Annotated in this window: 12 protein-coding genes; 7 read left to right on the forward strand and 5 right to left on the reverse strand. The window is 71.0% G+C overall.

The window, feature by feature from the left end; all coding sequences use genetic code 11:
• Positions 1 to 77 precede the first annotated feature (77 nt).
• The 3 genes from NL114_RS08055 to NL114_RS08065 all read left to right on the forward strand — a co-directional run bounded on the left by NL114_RS08055 (position 78) and on the right by NL114_RS08065 (position 2,749).
• Positions 78 to 812 carry a type 1 glutamine amidotransferase gene (locus NL114_RS08055; RefSeq protein WP_254824275.1) on the forward strand — a complete coding sequence of 245 codons (735 nt, stop codon included), beginning with the start codon at positions 78 to 80 and terminating at the stop codon, positions 810 to 812.
• Between the two features lie 87 nt (positions 813 to 899).
• Entirely contained in the window at positions 900 to 1,553 is a 654-nt protein-coding gene (locus NL114_RS08060; RefSeq protein ID WP_254824276.1) for a hypothetical protein, read from the forward strand.
• A 311-nt stretch (positions 1,554 to 1,864) separates the two neighbouring features.
• On the forward strand, positions 1,865 to 2,749 hold the full coding sequence (locus NL114_RS08065; protein WP_254824277.1) for a lipoate--protein ligase family protein: 885 nt from the start codon (positions 1,865 to 1,867) through the stop codon (positions 2,747 to 2,749).
• A gap of 42 nt (positions 2,750 to 2,791) precedes the next feature.
• Here the strand turns inward: NL114_RS08065 and NL114_RS08070 are convergent, their stop codons facing one another.
• Positions 2,792 to 3,892 (reverse strand): succinylglutamate desuccinylase/aspartoacylase family protein, encoded by a 1,101-nt coding sequence (locus tag NL114_RS08070; RefSeq protein WP_254824278.1) that lies wholly within the window; start codon positions 3,890 to 3,892, stop codon positions 2,792 to 2,794.
• Positions 3,893 to 4,090: 198 nt separating this feature from the next.
• On the opposite strand from NL114_RS08070, the gene NL114_RS08075 reads away from it, so the two are divergent.
• Both NL114_RS08075 and NL114_RS08080 read left to right on the forward strand, forming a co-directional pair.
• Positions 4,091 to 4,330, forward strand: a complete 240-nt coding sequence (locus NL114_RS08075) for a hypothetical protein (RefSeq protein ID WP_254824279.1) — start codon at positions 4,091 to 4,093, stop codon at positions 4,328 to 4,330.
• Positions 4,331 to 4,509: 179 nt separating this feature from the next.
• Positions 4,510 to 5,904: a wax ester/triacylglycerol synthase family O-acyltransferase gene (locus NL114_RS08080; protein WP_254824280.1), complete on the forward strand. Its 1,395-nt coding sequence runs from the start codon at positions 4,510 to 4,512 to the stop codon at positions 5,902 to 5,904.
• A gap of 19 nt (positions 5,905 to 5,923) precedes the next feature.
• Here NL114_RS08080 and NL114_RS08085 read toward each other — a convergent pair whose 3' ends face one another.
• Both NL114_RS08085 and NL114_RS08090 read right to left on the reverse strand, forming a co-directional pair.
• On the reverse strand, positions 5,924 to 6,583 hold the full coding sequence (locus NL114_RS08085; protein WP_254824281.1) for a hypothetical protein: 660 nt from the start codon (positions 6,581 to 6,583) through the stop codon (positions 5,924 to 5,926).
• 94 nt (positions 6,584 to 6,677) lie between these two features.
• Positions 6,678 to 7,364, reverse strand: a complete 687-nt coding sequence (locus tag NL114_RS08090; protein ID WP_254824282.1) for a helix-turn-helix domain-containing protein — start codon at positions 7,362 to 7,364, stop codon at positions 6,678 to 6,680.
• A gap of 137 nt (positions 7,365 to 7,501) precedes the next feature.
• On the opposite strand from NL114_RS08090, the gene NL114_RS08095 reads away from it, so the two are divergent.
• Both NL114_RS08095 and NL114_RS08100 read left to right on the forward strand, forming a co-directional pair.
• Entirely contained in the window at positions 7,502 to 8,293 is a 792-nt protein-coding gene (locus NL114_RS08095) for an alpha/beta fold hydrolase (protein WP_254824283.1), read from the forward strand.
• Between the two features lie 117 nt (positions 8,294 to 8,410).
• Positions 8,411 to 10,456 (forward strand): bacterio-opsin activator domain-containing protein, encoded by a 2,046-nt coding sequence (locus tag NL114_RS08100; RefSeq protein ID WP_254824284.1) that lies wholly within the window; start codon positions 8,411 to 8,413, stop codon positions 10,454 to 10,456.
• Between the two features lie 123 nt (positions 10,457 to 10,579).
• Here the strand turns inward: NL114_RS08100 and NL114_RS08105 are convergent, their stop codons facing one another.
• On the reverse strand, positions 10,580 to 11,764 hold the full coding sequence (locus NL114_RS08105) for a tail fiber domain-containing protein (RefSeq protein WP_254824285.1): 1,185 nt from the start codon (positions 11,762 to 11,764) through the stop codon (positions 10,580 to 10,582).
• 20 nt (positions 11,765 to 11,784) lie between these two features.
• Positions 11,785 to 12,237 carry a hypothetical protein gene (locus NL114_RS08110; protein WP_254824286.1) on the reverse strand — a complete coding sequence of 151 codons (453 nt, stop codon included), beginning with the start codon at positions 12,235 to 12,237 and terminating at the stop codon, positions 11,785 to 11,787.
• Positions 12,238 to 12,337: the final 100 nt, after the last annotated feature.

Genomic DNA, 12,337 nt, shown 5'->3' on the forward strand with positions numbered 1-12,337 from the left:
GGTCGCGGGTGCGGTGTTGTGGCTCCGCCACGTGCTGTGCCGAAACGCATACCCCTGCCGATGGGTAACGTGCGGCCGTGACCGCGGACGACACGGGCGACGAGCGGCTGCGGCTGGCGTTGTTGAACGCCTCGACGAGCGAGCGCGCGACGAGTCAGAACTTCCGTCGCGAGCTGGACGCCGACCTCGCGGAGTTCCAGGTCAACGACGGGCAACTGCCGCGGGGCTACGAGTTCGACGGCTTCGTCGTGACGGGCTCGGCGGTGTCGGTCTACTGGGACTCCGAGCAGGAGTGGGTCGACCCCATCTCGGAGTGGATTCGCGAGGCCGTCGACCGGGGCCTGCCCGCGCTCGGCATCTGCTTCGGTCACCAGCTGCTCGCGCACGCGCTCGGCGGCGAGGTGGCGGACATGGGCGAGTACGAACTCGGCTACCGGGAGGTCGAGCGTGCGGACCACGACGACCCGGACCCGCTGTTCGAGGGGCTCGACGAGGAGTTCCTCGTGTTCACCACGCATTCGGATACGGTGGCCGAGGTGCCGCCGGGTGCCGAGGTCATCGCCACCAACGACTACGGCAACCACGGCTTCCGGCTGGGCCACGTCGTCGGTGTGCAGGCCCACCCCGAGTACGACCAGACGATGGCCGAGGCGGTGACGCTCACGAAGGACCTGCCCGACGAGCGCATCCAGTCGGTGCTGGACGGCATCACCGACGAGAACTACGCCCGCGCGGCGGAGACGAAGCGCCTGTTCGACAACTTCACCGACTATGTACGCCGCGTGCGCGCCGAGCGGGTCGCCGCGGGCTGAGGCCGCTCCCTCGGGCCTCGCCGCCCTGCCGCCCCCCGTTTCCGGTCGAACCCATGGCTTATCCCGGGCGCGTCGCCAGTCCCGCGTATGCCCTCTCGACGCTCGCTGCTCGCCGCCAGCGGCACCGCTGCCGCGACCGCGATCGCCGGCTGTTCGGCGCTCACCGGCCCCGAGGGGTCGGCCGCCAACGTCGCGGAGCACCGTGACCTCCGGCCGGAGGATGGGTCGGTCGTGGCGCGGACGACCGCCGAGCGAATCGGCTGTCCCCGCGGCGATGTCGAGGTCCGCAACGTGGCCTACGAACTGCCGGACGGCGACCTCCAGACGGCGACCGTCATCGAGGTCCGCCCCGGCGCGCGCGGGTGCGACGACAGCGACTGGCGTCACGCGGGGACCGACGTGACACAGGCGTGGTCCCAGTCCATCCCCGGGACGGACACGGTGGTCACCGGGAGCGAGACGAACGTTCGCTACGCGGACACCGACGACCCCGAGGTCTACCTGCAGAACACCGGCAACTCCGAGTCCGGCGAGTGGCAGGTCCGCCGTGCCAGCGACGACGGTGACGTCCGCGAGCGCTACGCCTTCCGCTCGACGTACGCCGGCGCTGCGGTCGAAGCCGGGGACGAACTCGCTGCGGTCACCGTCGAGGTCCCGTTCTCGACCGGCGGGCTGCTGGGTGGCGACTCCGAGACGGTGACGCTGTCGGAGACGCTGGTGTACGGGGAGCGCGAGGAGTGAGCAGCAGCACTGTTCTTGCATACCGCGCGAGCAGGGCGGGACTCCGTCCCGCTTGCAATCGGACGTCGTCCGATGACGAAGCGAGTGCGGTTTCACCGACCGGAGACCCCGAAGGGGCCGGAGGTCGGCCTGTTTTCTGAACAGGTTTCGGCGTCATCAGAACGCGAAGCGCTCTGATTGCCCGTGGAACCGCTTCGCGATTCCACGACGCCGAGTGGTTCGCACAGCGCGCCCGAAGGGCGCGCGAGCAAACCCGAGGCGTGAAAAAGCTCGTCGCAACCGCTATCCCCGCGCCGCCGCTACGCGGGGCCATGAGCATCACGGACGCCGACTGGCGGCTCATCCGCGAGGAGGTCGTCGGGGGGGCGAGCGCGATGGCCCACGACGAGATCGCCGCACGGACCGCGGCCGAGGAGGGACTGGGAACCGTCCGGCTCTACCAGTGGCTCCCCTCGTGTCTCTCGCTGGGCTACGGACAGGACCCCGACACCGTGGACTGGGAGTTCTGCCGGTCGAACGGTATCGACGTGGTCCGTCGGCCGACCGGCGGCGGCGGCATCTACCACGACACCCACGGCGACATCGCCTACTCCATCATCGCGCCCGCCGACGTGGTCCCGGGGAACCTGGAGGAGACGTACGAACTGTTCTGCGAGCCGCTGTTCGCGGCGTTCGAGGAGCTGGGTGTGCCAGCGACGTTCGCCGACGAGCCCGCCGAGTCGCTGTACGAGCCGTCCTGTTATCTCCGGGGTATCGACCCGGCCCACGACATCGTCATCGACGGGAAGAAGCTCGCGGGCAACGCCCAGTACCGCACCCGTGACGCGGTGGTCCAGCACGGCTCCATCAGTTTCGAGGTGGGCGCCGAGCGCCACCTCTCCTGTTTCGCGGACCCGCCGGTCGACGCCGAGACGTTCCGCGAGCGGGTGGCCGGACTGAACGAGAGCGCGAACACGGAGCGGGACACGCCGGTCGACTCCCAGCACGTCGGGATGATGGACAGTCTCAACCTCGAACGGGACCGTGCGGTCCGGACCCTCGAGGACAGCCTCGCGGCGTGGTGTGGCATCGAGCGCGACGGGTTCGTCGACGACGAGTGGACCGACGAGGAGCGCGAGGCCGCCCGCGACCTCGCCGACGAGAAGTACCGGAGCGAGGCCTGGACCCGGGACCGCGAGGACCCGACCGACGAGTGAGGCGGGGCGCCCGGTGACGGTGTCCAGTCCGCGCTCCCGTCCTCAGTCGTCGTCGCCGTCGCGCCAGACGGTGCCGTTGGCGCGGTAGCCGTCGAACTCGCCGCGTTCGATTTCGGCTTCGATCTCGTCGGCGGTCGCCTCGGCCACGCGCGCGAGGTGACAGAGCGGGTGGCCCGGCAGCGCGACCGGGTTCTCCAGCACGCCGACGAGGAGGCCGGTGAACGGCGCCTCGACGACGCGCTCCTCGTCGCCGAACTGGTCGCTGACGGTACAGATGGTATCGCCCGCGCGCACGAGCGGGTACGGGCCCCAGTGCATGTCGACGAGGCCGCCCTCCTCGGCGCGGAGCCAGGCCTTCTCGCCGCTCGTGGCGATCTGGAACCATCCCGGCCACGCGACAGGCCCCTCGCACATCCCGTACGACCGCATGACGTTCTCGACGCCGTCGACGGCCTTCTCGACGAGGACCGGCTGGAAGCGGTGGGCCTTGCCCATCTCGACGGTGACGGTGGGGATGCCCGCGTCCGTGGCGGCCTTGCGGAGCGAACCGTCGTCGCCCGGGCCGCCGATGATGACGTTCGCGCCGAACGCGCGCGCCAGCCCGTCCACCGCCGGGTTCGCCGTGTCTGCCCGGGTGTGGTACATCGTCGTCCGGTTGCGGGTGGAGGTGTGGAAGTCGAGGCAGGCGTCACAGCGGGAGACGAACGCGTCCCAGAGTTCGCGGGCCATCCGCGAGGCCGTGTTCGCGCTCCCGCCGGGGAACGCGCGGTTCATGTCCAGGTCGTAGATGGGGATGTAGCGCTGCTGGGCCTGGAAGCCGGGGACGTTGACGACGTGGAGCAGGACGAGCGTGCCCGCGATGTCCGTGGGGTCGTACGCCCGGGCGAGTTCCTGGCACACCTTCACGCCGTTGAGTTCGTCGCCGTGGATGGCCGCCGTACAGAGGAGGCGTGGCCCCGGATTGTGGCCGTTGATGACCGTGACGGGGACGGCCACGGGGTCACCGAGGTAGGTCTCGCTCACCTCGTAGCGGAACTGGCGCTTCTCGCCGGGGCGGACCTCCCCGTCGTAGCGGAAGGCGCGCGGTTCGTCGGGGACGGTGAAGGGGCGGTAGGGGTCCTCGTCTCTATCGGACCGTGTCATACCTCCGCCCCGGCCGCTCCGGGGAAGTAGCTGCCGCCGGTGGAGGGAGGTGACGACTGGCCGCCGGCGACAACGCCGGCGACCGCGACGGGGCCGTGGGCCGGTCGACGAGGCGGTCCGAGCCGCTGGTCGCCGCTCGCCCGGCAACGTTCGCGCACGCCCGACGCTTTATCAAACGGGGAGAGGTAGGGGGTGTTCATGGCTCAGGTAGAGATCGAGTACGCTGCGCCGCGCCGCCTCGGCGGCGAGGCCACCACGACCCGCCGGGTTCTCGCGGACTGGCTCGGCCAGCGACACGACGTCGAGGTCTCCTGTTCACCCTCCACCGAGGACTGCTTCTGCGTGAGCGTCGACGGCGACCGCGTCTGGTGTACGGACCCGTCCGGCCGCATCGACCCGTTCGAGGCGGTCGCGGCCGTCCGGTCGCAGCTGGCGTAGGTTCGTTCGCACACGCCTCGTCCGCGATGGCCGAGGACTGTGGACCGACGGCCCGTCCGGCCCGGGTGATTGATACCACTGGGCGTAAACCTCGGTCCCATGCGACAGCGACGCCGCCGGTGGGACGGCCGAATCGCGACGCGTGACCGGCTCCCGGGATGGTTCACGGGGGCTGGACGATGAGCGGCGAGCGCGAGCCCCTGTCGGGGCCGGACAACGCCTGGCTCCAGATGGGCCGTATCGAGAACCTGACAAACATCACCGGGATGCTCGTCTTCGAGGAGCGGGTGACCTACGAGGAGCTCGTCGAGCGCCTCGACGAGCGCCTCCTCCGGTTCGACCGGTTCCGCCAGCGTGTCCACGGCGGCCACCGCCGGTTCCGTCGGCCGGAGTGGGAGTTCTCTCCGGGCCTCGACATCGATACGCATGTCACGCACGTCGCGCTGCCCGAACCACAGGACAAGGCCGCCCTCGAGCGGTTCGTCGGCGGACTGATGAGTCGCCCGCTCGACGAGGACCGCCCGCTCTGGGAGGCGTTCCTCGTCGAGGGCGTCGGCGACGGGAACGCCGTGATCTTCCGCATCAACCACTCGGTCGCCGACGGCTTCGCACTGCTCTCGGTGATGCTGGGGCTGGTCGATGACCCGAGTGCCGTCGAGTTCCCCTTCGATGGCATCGAGGCGGTCGTCGAGGCGGACGAGGCGGCCGACGGGAACGGACCCGGGGCGACCCGGTCGGGCACCGGCGCCGATGCTGACACCGAGGTCGGGGACGGTGACGCCGCCGGCCTCCTCGACCGTGCTCGGTCGACGGTGAGCGCAGCCGGGACCGCCGCGCGCGCGGTCGGGGTCGCGGTCGACCTGCTGACCCGGCCCGACGAACCGGAGACCTCGCTCCGGGGGGAACTGCGGACCACCAAACGGGCGGCCTGGACCGACGCCATCGATATCGACCTGGTGAAGGCCCTCGGTGAGGAGCACGACGCCACCGTCAACGACGTGATGCTGGCGGCGACGGCGGGTGCGTTCCGGCGCCTGCTCGTGGAGCGGGGTGAGGATGTCGAGGACCTCGAACTCCGGAGTTCGGTGCCGGTGAACCTGAAGCCGATGACCGAACGGACGGAGTCGCTGGGCAACTACTTCGGGCTCATCTTCCTGCCCATCCCGGTCCACACCGCCGACTTCGGCGAGCGCATCGACATCGTCCACGAGCGGATGGACCGCGAGCGCGCGATGATCGAGGGCGTGCTGGTCTACCTCCTGTTCGAGTTCGTCGGCCGGGCTCCCGGCGTCGTGCAGGACTGGGTGCTCGACCAGTTCGAGGACGCCGCCACTGGCGTCGTCACCAACGTCCCGGGACCGATGAACACGCTCGAGTTCGCCGGGAGCGAGGTGTCCGACGTGCTGGTCTGGGCACCCGAGGCGAACGACCAGGGGCTGTCGCTCTCCATCTTCAGTTACGACGGCAGCATCCGGGTCGGCGTGGCCGCCGACGCCGGGCTGCTGGACGAGCCCTCGCGACTGGCGGACGCGCTCGAGGAGGAACTCGCCGAGCGGGCGGCCGACCTGGAGTGAGCCGCTGGAGGAGGGCGCCTCAGTCGTTCGGCCGGAGGTCCACGAGGTGGCCGCAGTTGCCACACTGGTAGACGCCCTCGGTCTGCTCGGTGAACAGCGAGCCCAGTCCCGTGTCCCGCTCCTGACAGCTGGGACACTGGTCCGGGCTGGAGTACGACGGGTCGCCGCTCGTGTCCACGGGGAGCATCCGCTCCAGGAAGCGCTGCTGCATCTTCGCGTCCAGTTTCCCCTTCGTCCGACCGTACGACTGGTGGTAGGCACCCTGTGCATCGGCGCTCTGCTGTCGCCCGATCAGCTGGTCGAAGTCGGCCTTCGGACAGTCGCGGTTCTCCAGCACGATATCGCCGTTCGGGGCGACGGTGACGGTGGCGTACCTGGTCGAGTGGAACCGCGTCGCCCCGACGTACCCGCCCGCGACCACGGCGGCGAGCATCACCGGCACCGCAAGCGATGGCACGACGATGACCAGGACGAGCCCCAGCACGACTCCCACCAGCAGCCCCAGGAGCACCCCGAGGACCGCCCCCTTCACGCTGGCTCCCTTCGGGTGCACGTGGAGTCCCGCCCGCGTCCCCTTCGAGACGTCCCGCGTCGCGACCACCTCGGCCTCGGCGCTGTCGTACATCACGTTCTCGGCGTGCGCGATGGCCGCCTGCCGCACCTGGTTCGAGGTGGACATCGCCCGGGAGTCCCACGTGCGACAGGAAGAAGATTACGCCGATTCGAATCCGGCACCGGGCCGACGGCCGCTCGGTCCGGTCGGATGGCCCCGGTCAGTCTGGGAGGGGCGGCCACGTCGTCGCCAGCGTCTCCTCGATGAGCTGGGTCTGTGCGCGACGCAACCGCTCCGAGAGCGAGGCCGCGGTGATGTCGAGTTCGGCCGCGACCGCCTCGAGCGACGCGCCCCGCGGGATGTCGAAGTAGCCGCGTTCGTACGCCGTCCGGAGCGCCTCCTGCTGCCGGTCGGTCAGCCCGTCGCCGGGCGGCTCGGGCTCCCCGTCCCGGGTGAGTCGGTTCAGCCGGAAGCCGGCGTTGCGTTGCCAGAACGACGAGAACGCGCCGAACGCCGCGCGGTCGGCGAACCAGCCGGCCTGCTGCCAGCCGGTGGGCGTGACCTCGATCCGCTCGATGATCGCGTCGGTCGTCGCCAGTGCCTCGAGGTCGTCGAGGTCCGCGATATCGGCTCCGAGCTGTTCCTCCAGGCTGAGCGCCGGGACGACCTGATACCGCCGCGTCTCGCCGGCCTCACCCACCAGCGTCCACTCGTCGACGTCGTACGCCTCGGTCAGGGCGGCCTCGATGGCCGGCCGGCTCCCGCCGGTCGCCGTCAGCAGGAAGAGCGGCCGCGCGCCGTGATTGAACTGCAACTCCAGCACCAGGGTCGCGTCGGACACGGCCGCCGCGACGTCGGTGAGTGGGAGCGCCTCGCAGTGGATGTCGAACTCAGCGACGAACCCCATACGCGTTCGTTCCGGTCCGGAACCATGGGGCTACCGGACTGCCGCCCGGGACGCCCGTTGCCCGGTTCCTGCTCCACTTCAATGGCCTAACCACTGAGAGTGCGCCTTAGCCGCATCCCTCCCGGACACGGATGTGTATGCAGTCGACTCACTCCCCTGATGGTACCGACATCGTCTACGAACGGCACGGCGACGGACAGCCGCTCCTCCTCCTTCACGGTGGGATGGCTCCACGCGACTACTGGACGCCGGTCATCCCCCACTTCGACGAGTACGCCGCCGTCGTCCCCCAGCGCCCGGGCTTCGGCACGTGTCTCGACGACGCCTCGGAGACCGGCCCTGGCGAGGTACTGGACCGCGAAGCACGGTACGTTCGCGAACTGGCCGCCGCGGTCGACGGTGACCCGATTCTCCTCGGGCACTCGTTCGGCGCACTCACCGCGGTCGAGGCCGCGACCGACGCGGACGTCGCCGCCGTCCTCGCGTACGAGCCGGCGGTGCTGCCCGAGGACTACCGCCGGATGGCGGACCTCTCGGCCCGGATGCAGTCGCTGCTCGACGAGGGGAAGCGCCGGGAGGCCGTGAAACGCTACATCGAACAGGTCCTCCATCCGGACGGTATCGACGACCTCGACGCCTGGCTGTCGGCGTGGCCCGTCTGGCCGGGCTGTGTGGACCTCGCCGAGGAGGTCGTCCGGATGAACCGCGCCGTCGAGCAGTACCGGCTTCCCGACCGACTCGCAGCCGAGGCGCCCGTGCTCGTCATGTCCGGAACGGACGGCCCGGATTTCCTTCGGGAGAGCGCCCGCGCCGTTCACGACGCGCTCCCACACAGCCGCCTCGTCGAGTTCGATGGCGTCAGCCACAGCGGCCCCTCGGAGGCCCCGGCCCTGGTCGCCGCCGAGGTCGAGGCCTTCCTCCGCAGCTAGACGACAGCGCCCCTCGCGGCCGTAGGTACACCGGCGCTGTCGCCCCGCTGTCGCCCCGCTGTCGCCGTCCCTGTAGCGACCCAAATGAGTTTACCACTTCCCGTTTCTGTCCCGAACATGGACGACGCGAGCCGATTCCGGCCCGGATGGGCCGATCTCGCGGCGGCGGTACCGGGTGGGGTTGGTGTCCACGCAGACGGGGGGTTCGTCCACGTCTCCCCGGAGCTGGCGGCGGCGGTCGGGATCGAGGCCGACGCCCTCGTCGGCGAGCACTGGCGGTCGCTGTTCCCGTCGACGGAGGCGGACCGAATCGAGGCGGAGGCGCTCCCGCCGGCCCGGAACGGGACGGACTGGACCGGAGAGGTCCGCCTCGACGGCGGGATGCCGGCCGACCTGACGTTGTCGACGACCGAGCGGGGTGCTCTCGTGTGGCTGGTCGAGGCGTCCCCGACGCGGACCGACGGCCGGGACGGGGAACGAGCCGGCGGCCGCGATGGTCCTCCGGCCGGCGAGCGGCAGTCATCGCCGGGGGCTGTCGGGGTTCGGTCAGCCACCGAGCCCGCCTCCGCCGACACCGCCGGTTCCTGGAGCGACCCCTGGGAGGGGCGCCGGTTCGTCGAGAACGTCGTCGACGCGCTGGACGACGTGCTGTACGTGGTCGACGAGGACGGAACACTGGTCTTCTGGAACGAGGCGCTGCGCGACCGGTTCGGCTACAGCGAGGCCGAGTTGGCGGCGCTCGACCCGGCGGATTTCCTGGTTCCTGCCGAGTCCGACGAGGTGCCCGAGGACCCGGCGGCGTTCGTCGACGTGCCGGACCGACACAACGTGGTGAACCTCGTGACGAAGGAGGGTGAGTCCATCCCCCACGAGCTCCACGGGTCGACCTATACGGACCCGGAGACCGGAGCACGCTACCGGGTCGGTATCGGCCGGGACATCACCGGCCGGCTACAGCGTGAGCGGGCGCTGAAGCGCCAGCGCGACGAACTGGCCACTCTCGACGGCATCAACGAGGTCCTGCTGGCGACCGTTCGGGAACTGGTCGGGACGGCCAGTCAGGGGGGCGTCGAGCGCCGGGTCTGCGAGCGGCTGGTGGCCTCGGACCGCTACCGGTTCGCCTGGGTCGGCGAGCGAGAACTCGACGGCGACCGGATCGTCCCCCGCGTGACCGCCGGCGAGGGCGACGGCTACCTGGACTCGGTCACACACACCGTCGACGAGGACGAGCGGGGGACGTCCGACGAACCGGTTGGCGCGGCGCTCCGGACCGGCGAGATACAGGTCGCCGACGCTGTCGCCCCCGATTTCGAGCACCGGGCGGTGGCACGCGAGCGGGACTTCGAGTCCGTGGCCGCCGTCCCGCTCCGCAGCGAGGGGACCGTCTACGGGGTACTCGTCGTCTACGCGGCCCGCGAGGGCGCGTTCACGCCCCGCGAGCGGGACGGCTTCGACGTGCTCGGACGGACCGTCGGGACCGTGATAGATGCCGCCCGGAGCCGTGAACTCCTGTTCGCCGACGCCGTCGTCGAACTGGAGTTCCGGGTCGACGGCGGCGTGCTCGTCCCGGTCGCCGCCGAGGCGGACTGTGAACTGGAGCTGGAGGGGTATGTCCCGTCGGGCGAGGCGTGGGTGGTCTACTGCGCGGTCGACGGGGCGCCCCCCGACGACGTGGCCGCCGCCGCTGGGGCGGACCCTCGCGTCGAACGCGCCCGGACGGTCACCGCGGCTGACGGCGGCCGGGTCGAACTGCTCGCCGGGGAGGCGTCGCTGCTGCACGCGGTCGAGGCCGCCGGGGCGACCGTCCGGACGGTCGTCGCGGGCCCCGACGGTGCCGACCTCGTCATCGAGGCGCCGGTCGACGCCGACGTGCGCGACCTGATCGGGACCGTCCAGGAGACCTTCCCGGACCTGGCCCTCGTCGCGCGCCGGGAGCGCGACCGCGAGGTGACCACCGTCGGCCGCCCCGGCGGCCTGCTCGACGCGCTCACCGGCCGCCAGCGGGAGGCACTGGAGGCGGCCTACCGGGCGGGCTACTTCGCGTGGCCGCGCGAGAGTACCGCCGAGGAGGTCGCGTCGTCGCTCGGCCTCGCCGCGCCGACGCTCCACGGGCACCTCCGGAAGGCCCAGCGGACCATCCTGGCCGCGCTGCTGGACGACTGACGGGCGGAGAGGCGAAGGCACCGCGGGGACGCCGGTGCGGGTGGCGGCGGGGCGGACGATAGCGGGCCGGTCACCGTCGTCCGGAGTCCCGTCCTCGTCGACGGCTGGTTGGAGCAGGAGCCGTCAGTCCGCCGTGGACCTCTCGCCGCCACCGGCGGCGTCGGTGCTGTCGACCTGCCGTTCGAGCGCCGCCAGCCGCTCGCGAAGCGCCTCGTTCTCGGTTGCCAGTTCCTCGATGCGCTCGTCCTGCTTCTCGATGCGCTCGTCTTGCTCTTCGATACGGTTCTCCTTCTCCTCGACGCGCTCGGCGAGGCCCTGTATCGCGGCCAGTGCGACCCCGTCGGCGTCGACGTTCGCGATGCGGTCGGTGTCGGCGCCGAGGCCGAAGGCGTCGTGGAACTCGCCCGCCATCGGGCCCATGTGGGTGGCGTCGGCCTCGGCGTCGTACTCCCAGGTCGACACGTCGAGGGACTCGACGCCGTCGAGCACGCCCTGCGGGTCGACCGGTTGGACGTTCGACTTGGCGCTGGCGGCGCTCAGCGAGGACCACGAGCCACTGCCCGCGGAGAGCCGGACGCCCGCCGAGGCGTCGCTGGCGGAGAAAATCGTGACGCCGCCGCCCGCCTGGAACACCATCTGATTGGCCTGGGTCGCCTGGACCGTCCGCCGGGTCCCGTCGCCCCAGACGAAGCTCCCGTCCTCCGACGCGTCCGCCTGGCGACCGGCGGCGAAGCTGAAACGCCCGCTCGCCGTGTTGCTCTTCCCACCGGGGACCGTCGCGAACCCGTTCTCGATCTCCTGGATGCTACTGGCCCCCTGCTGTGGGGACCCCCCGTCGGTCGTGTTGTTCGCACCGCCGCAGACCACGTCGCCGAACCCGCCGGCCTCGTTCCTGCTTCCGCCCCCGATGGCGGAACTCCTGCCGTCGGCACCATTGAAGCTTCCGCCCGCGACCGTCGCCCCGCCGGCCGCCCTGTTCTCCCCGCCGCCGCTGATGGTCGCCCCCTCGCCGTTGAGGCTGTTCTGGTAGCCGAAGGCGATACCGGGGGTGTTGCTCTGTGCCGGCGCCCGATACCGTGCCAGCGCCAGCGCCGGGAGCCAGTTCTCCCCGTCACCGATGGAGACGACGCCGGTATCCGTGGCGAGGAACTTCGCGCCGTCGACCGGCTCGTAGTTCGAGCGGTTCGCTTCCTCGTCGCGGATCTCGATGTCGGTGTCGTACTGCCGGAAGTTCTCGTTCAGCGGCTGGTGCCAGTCGGTCGCGCCCTCCTCGGGTATGTTGTAGGAGTGATTGGGTGTCTCGGGCATGTGTCAGTCGATGCGTCGCGTCACGGGGCGACGCCCCCGTAGCCGTACTCGCCGTACGTCTGCTCACCGTAGTCGCCCTCGGGCCGACCCGTCGGTGTCGCCGTCCGGGGGGATGTGTCGGTCGGCGTCGTCGTGTCGGTGGGTGTGTCCGCTGGTGTCGCCGTCTGGGTGTCCATCGGCGTGTCGGTCGGCCGGTCCGTCTCCGGCTTCCCGGTGGTCGTCGCCCGGGGCTTCGCCGTCGGACTGGCTGTCGCCGTCGGTGTCGGCGTCGCGGTTGCCGTCCCGCCGTAGCCGTACGTCGTCGGGCTCGGCGTGGACTCGGCGTCACTGTCGTCACTGGTGTCGTTGCCACCGCCGTCGCCGCCGTCGCCGTCTCCCCCGCGGAGGCCGGAACAGCCGGCCGTCGCCGCCGTCACGAGCAGCGAGGCCGTCCCCAGCAGCGTTCGTCGGTCGATGTCGAGTCTGTCGTCCATGTATCGGATATCGTGATTGTCGTCGGTCGGTGCGCCTTGCCTGTGTGCGGGGCGAGGGTGGGGGACAGGGACTCCTGGCATCGGAGGGCTCAGACGACGG

It is taken from the genome of Haloglomus halophilum, from assembly GCF_024298885.1.
In the GTDB taxonomy this organism is placed as follows: Archaea; Halobacteriota; Halobacteria; order Halobacteriales; family Haloarculaceae; genus Haloglomus; species Haloglomus halophilum.

What these genes read in the sequence shown, in the direction of transcription:
- NL114_RS08105 (WP_254824285.1), bottom strand. Translation starts at nt 11,764, where the DNA reads ATGCCCGAGACACCCAATCACTCCTACAACATACCCGAGGAGGGCGCG.
- NL114_RS08110 (WP_254824286.1), bottom strand. Translation starts at nt 12,237, where the DNA reads ATGGACGACAGACTCGACATCGACCGACGAACGCTGCTGGGGACGGCC.
- NL114_RS08085 (WP_254824281.1), bottom strand. Translation starts at nt 6,583, where the DNA reads ATGTCCACCTCGAACCAGGTGCGGCAGGCGGCCATCGCGCACGCCGAG.
- NL114_RS08090 (WP_254824282.1), bottom strand. Translation starts at nt 7,364, where the DNA reads ATGGGGTTCGTCGCTGAGTTCGACATCCACTGCGAGGCGCTCCCACTC.
- NL114_RS08075 (WP_254824279.1), top strand. Translation starts at nt 4,091, where the DNA reads ATGGCTCAGGTAGAGATCGAGTACGCTGCGCCGCGCCGCCTCGGCGGC.
- NL114_RS08095 (WP_254824283.1), top strand. Translation starts at nt 7,502, where the DNA reads ATGCAGTCGACTCACTCCCCTGATGGTACCGACATCGTCTACGAACGG.
- NL114_RS08070 (WP_254824278.1), bottom strand. Translation starts at nt 3,892, where the DNA reads ATGACACGGTCCGATAGAGACGAGGACCCCTACCGCCCCTTCACCGTC.
- NL114_RS08065 (WP_254824277.1), top strand. Translation starts at nt 1,865, where the DNA reads ATGAGCATCACGGACGCCGACTGGCGGCTCATCCGCGAGGAGGTCGTC.
- NL114_RS08080 (WP_254824280.1), top strand. Translation starts at nt 4,510, where the DNA reads ATGAGCGGCGAGCGCGAGCCCCTGTCGGGGCCGGACAACGCCTGGCTC.
- NL114_RS08100 (WP_254824284.1), top strand. Translation starts at nt 8,411, where the DNA reads ATGGACGACGCGAGCCGATTCCGGCCCGGATGGGCCGATCTCGCGGCG.
- NL114_RS08060 (WP_254824276.1), top strand. Translation starts at nt 900, where the DNA reads ATGCCCTCTCGACGCTCGCTGCTCGCCGCCAGCGGCACCGCTGCCGCG.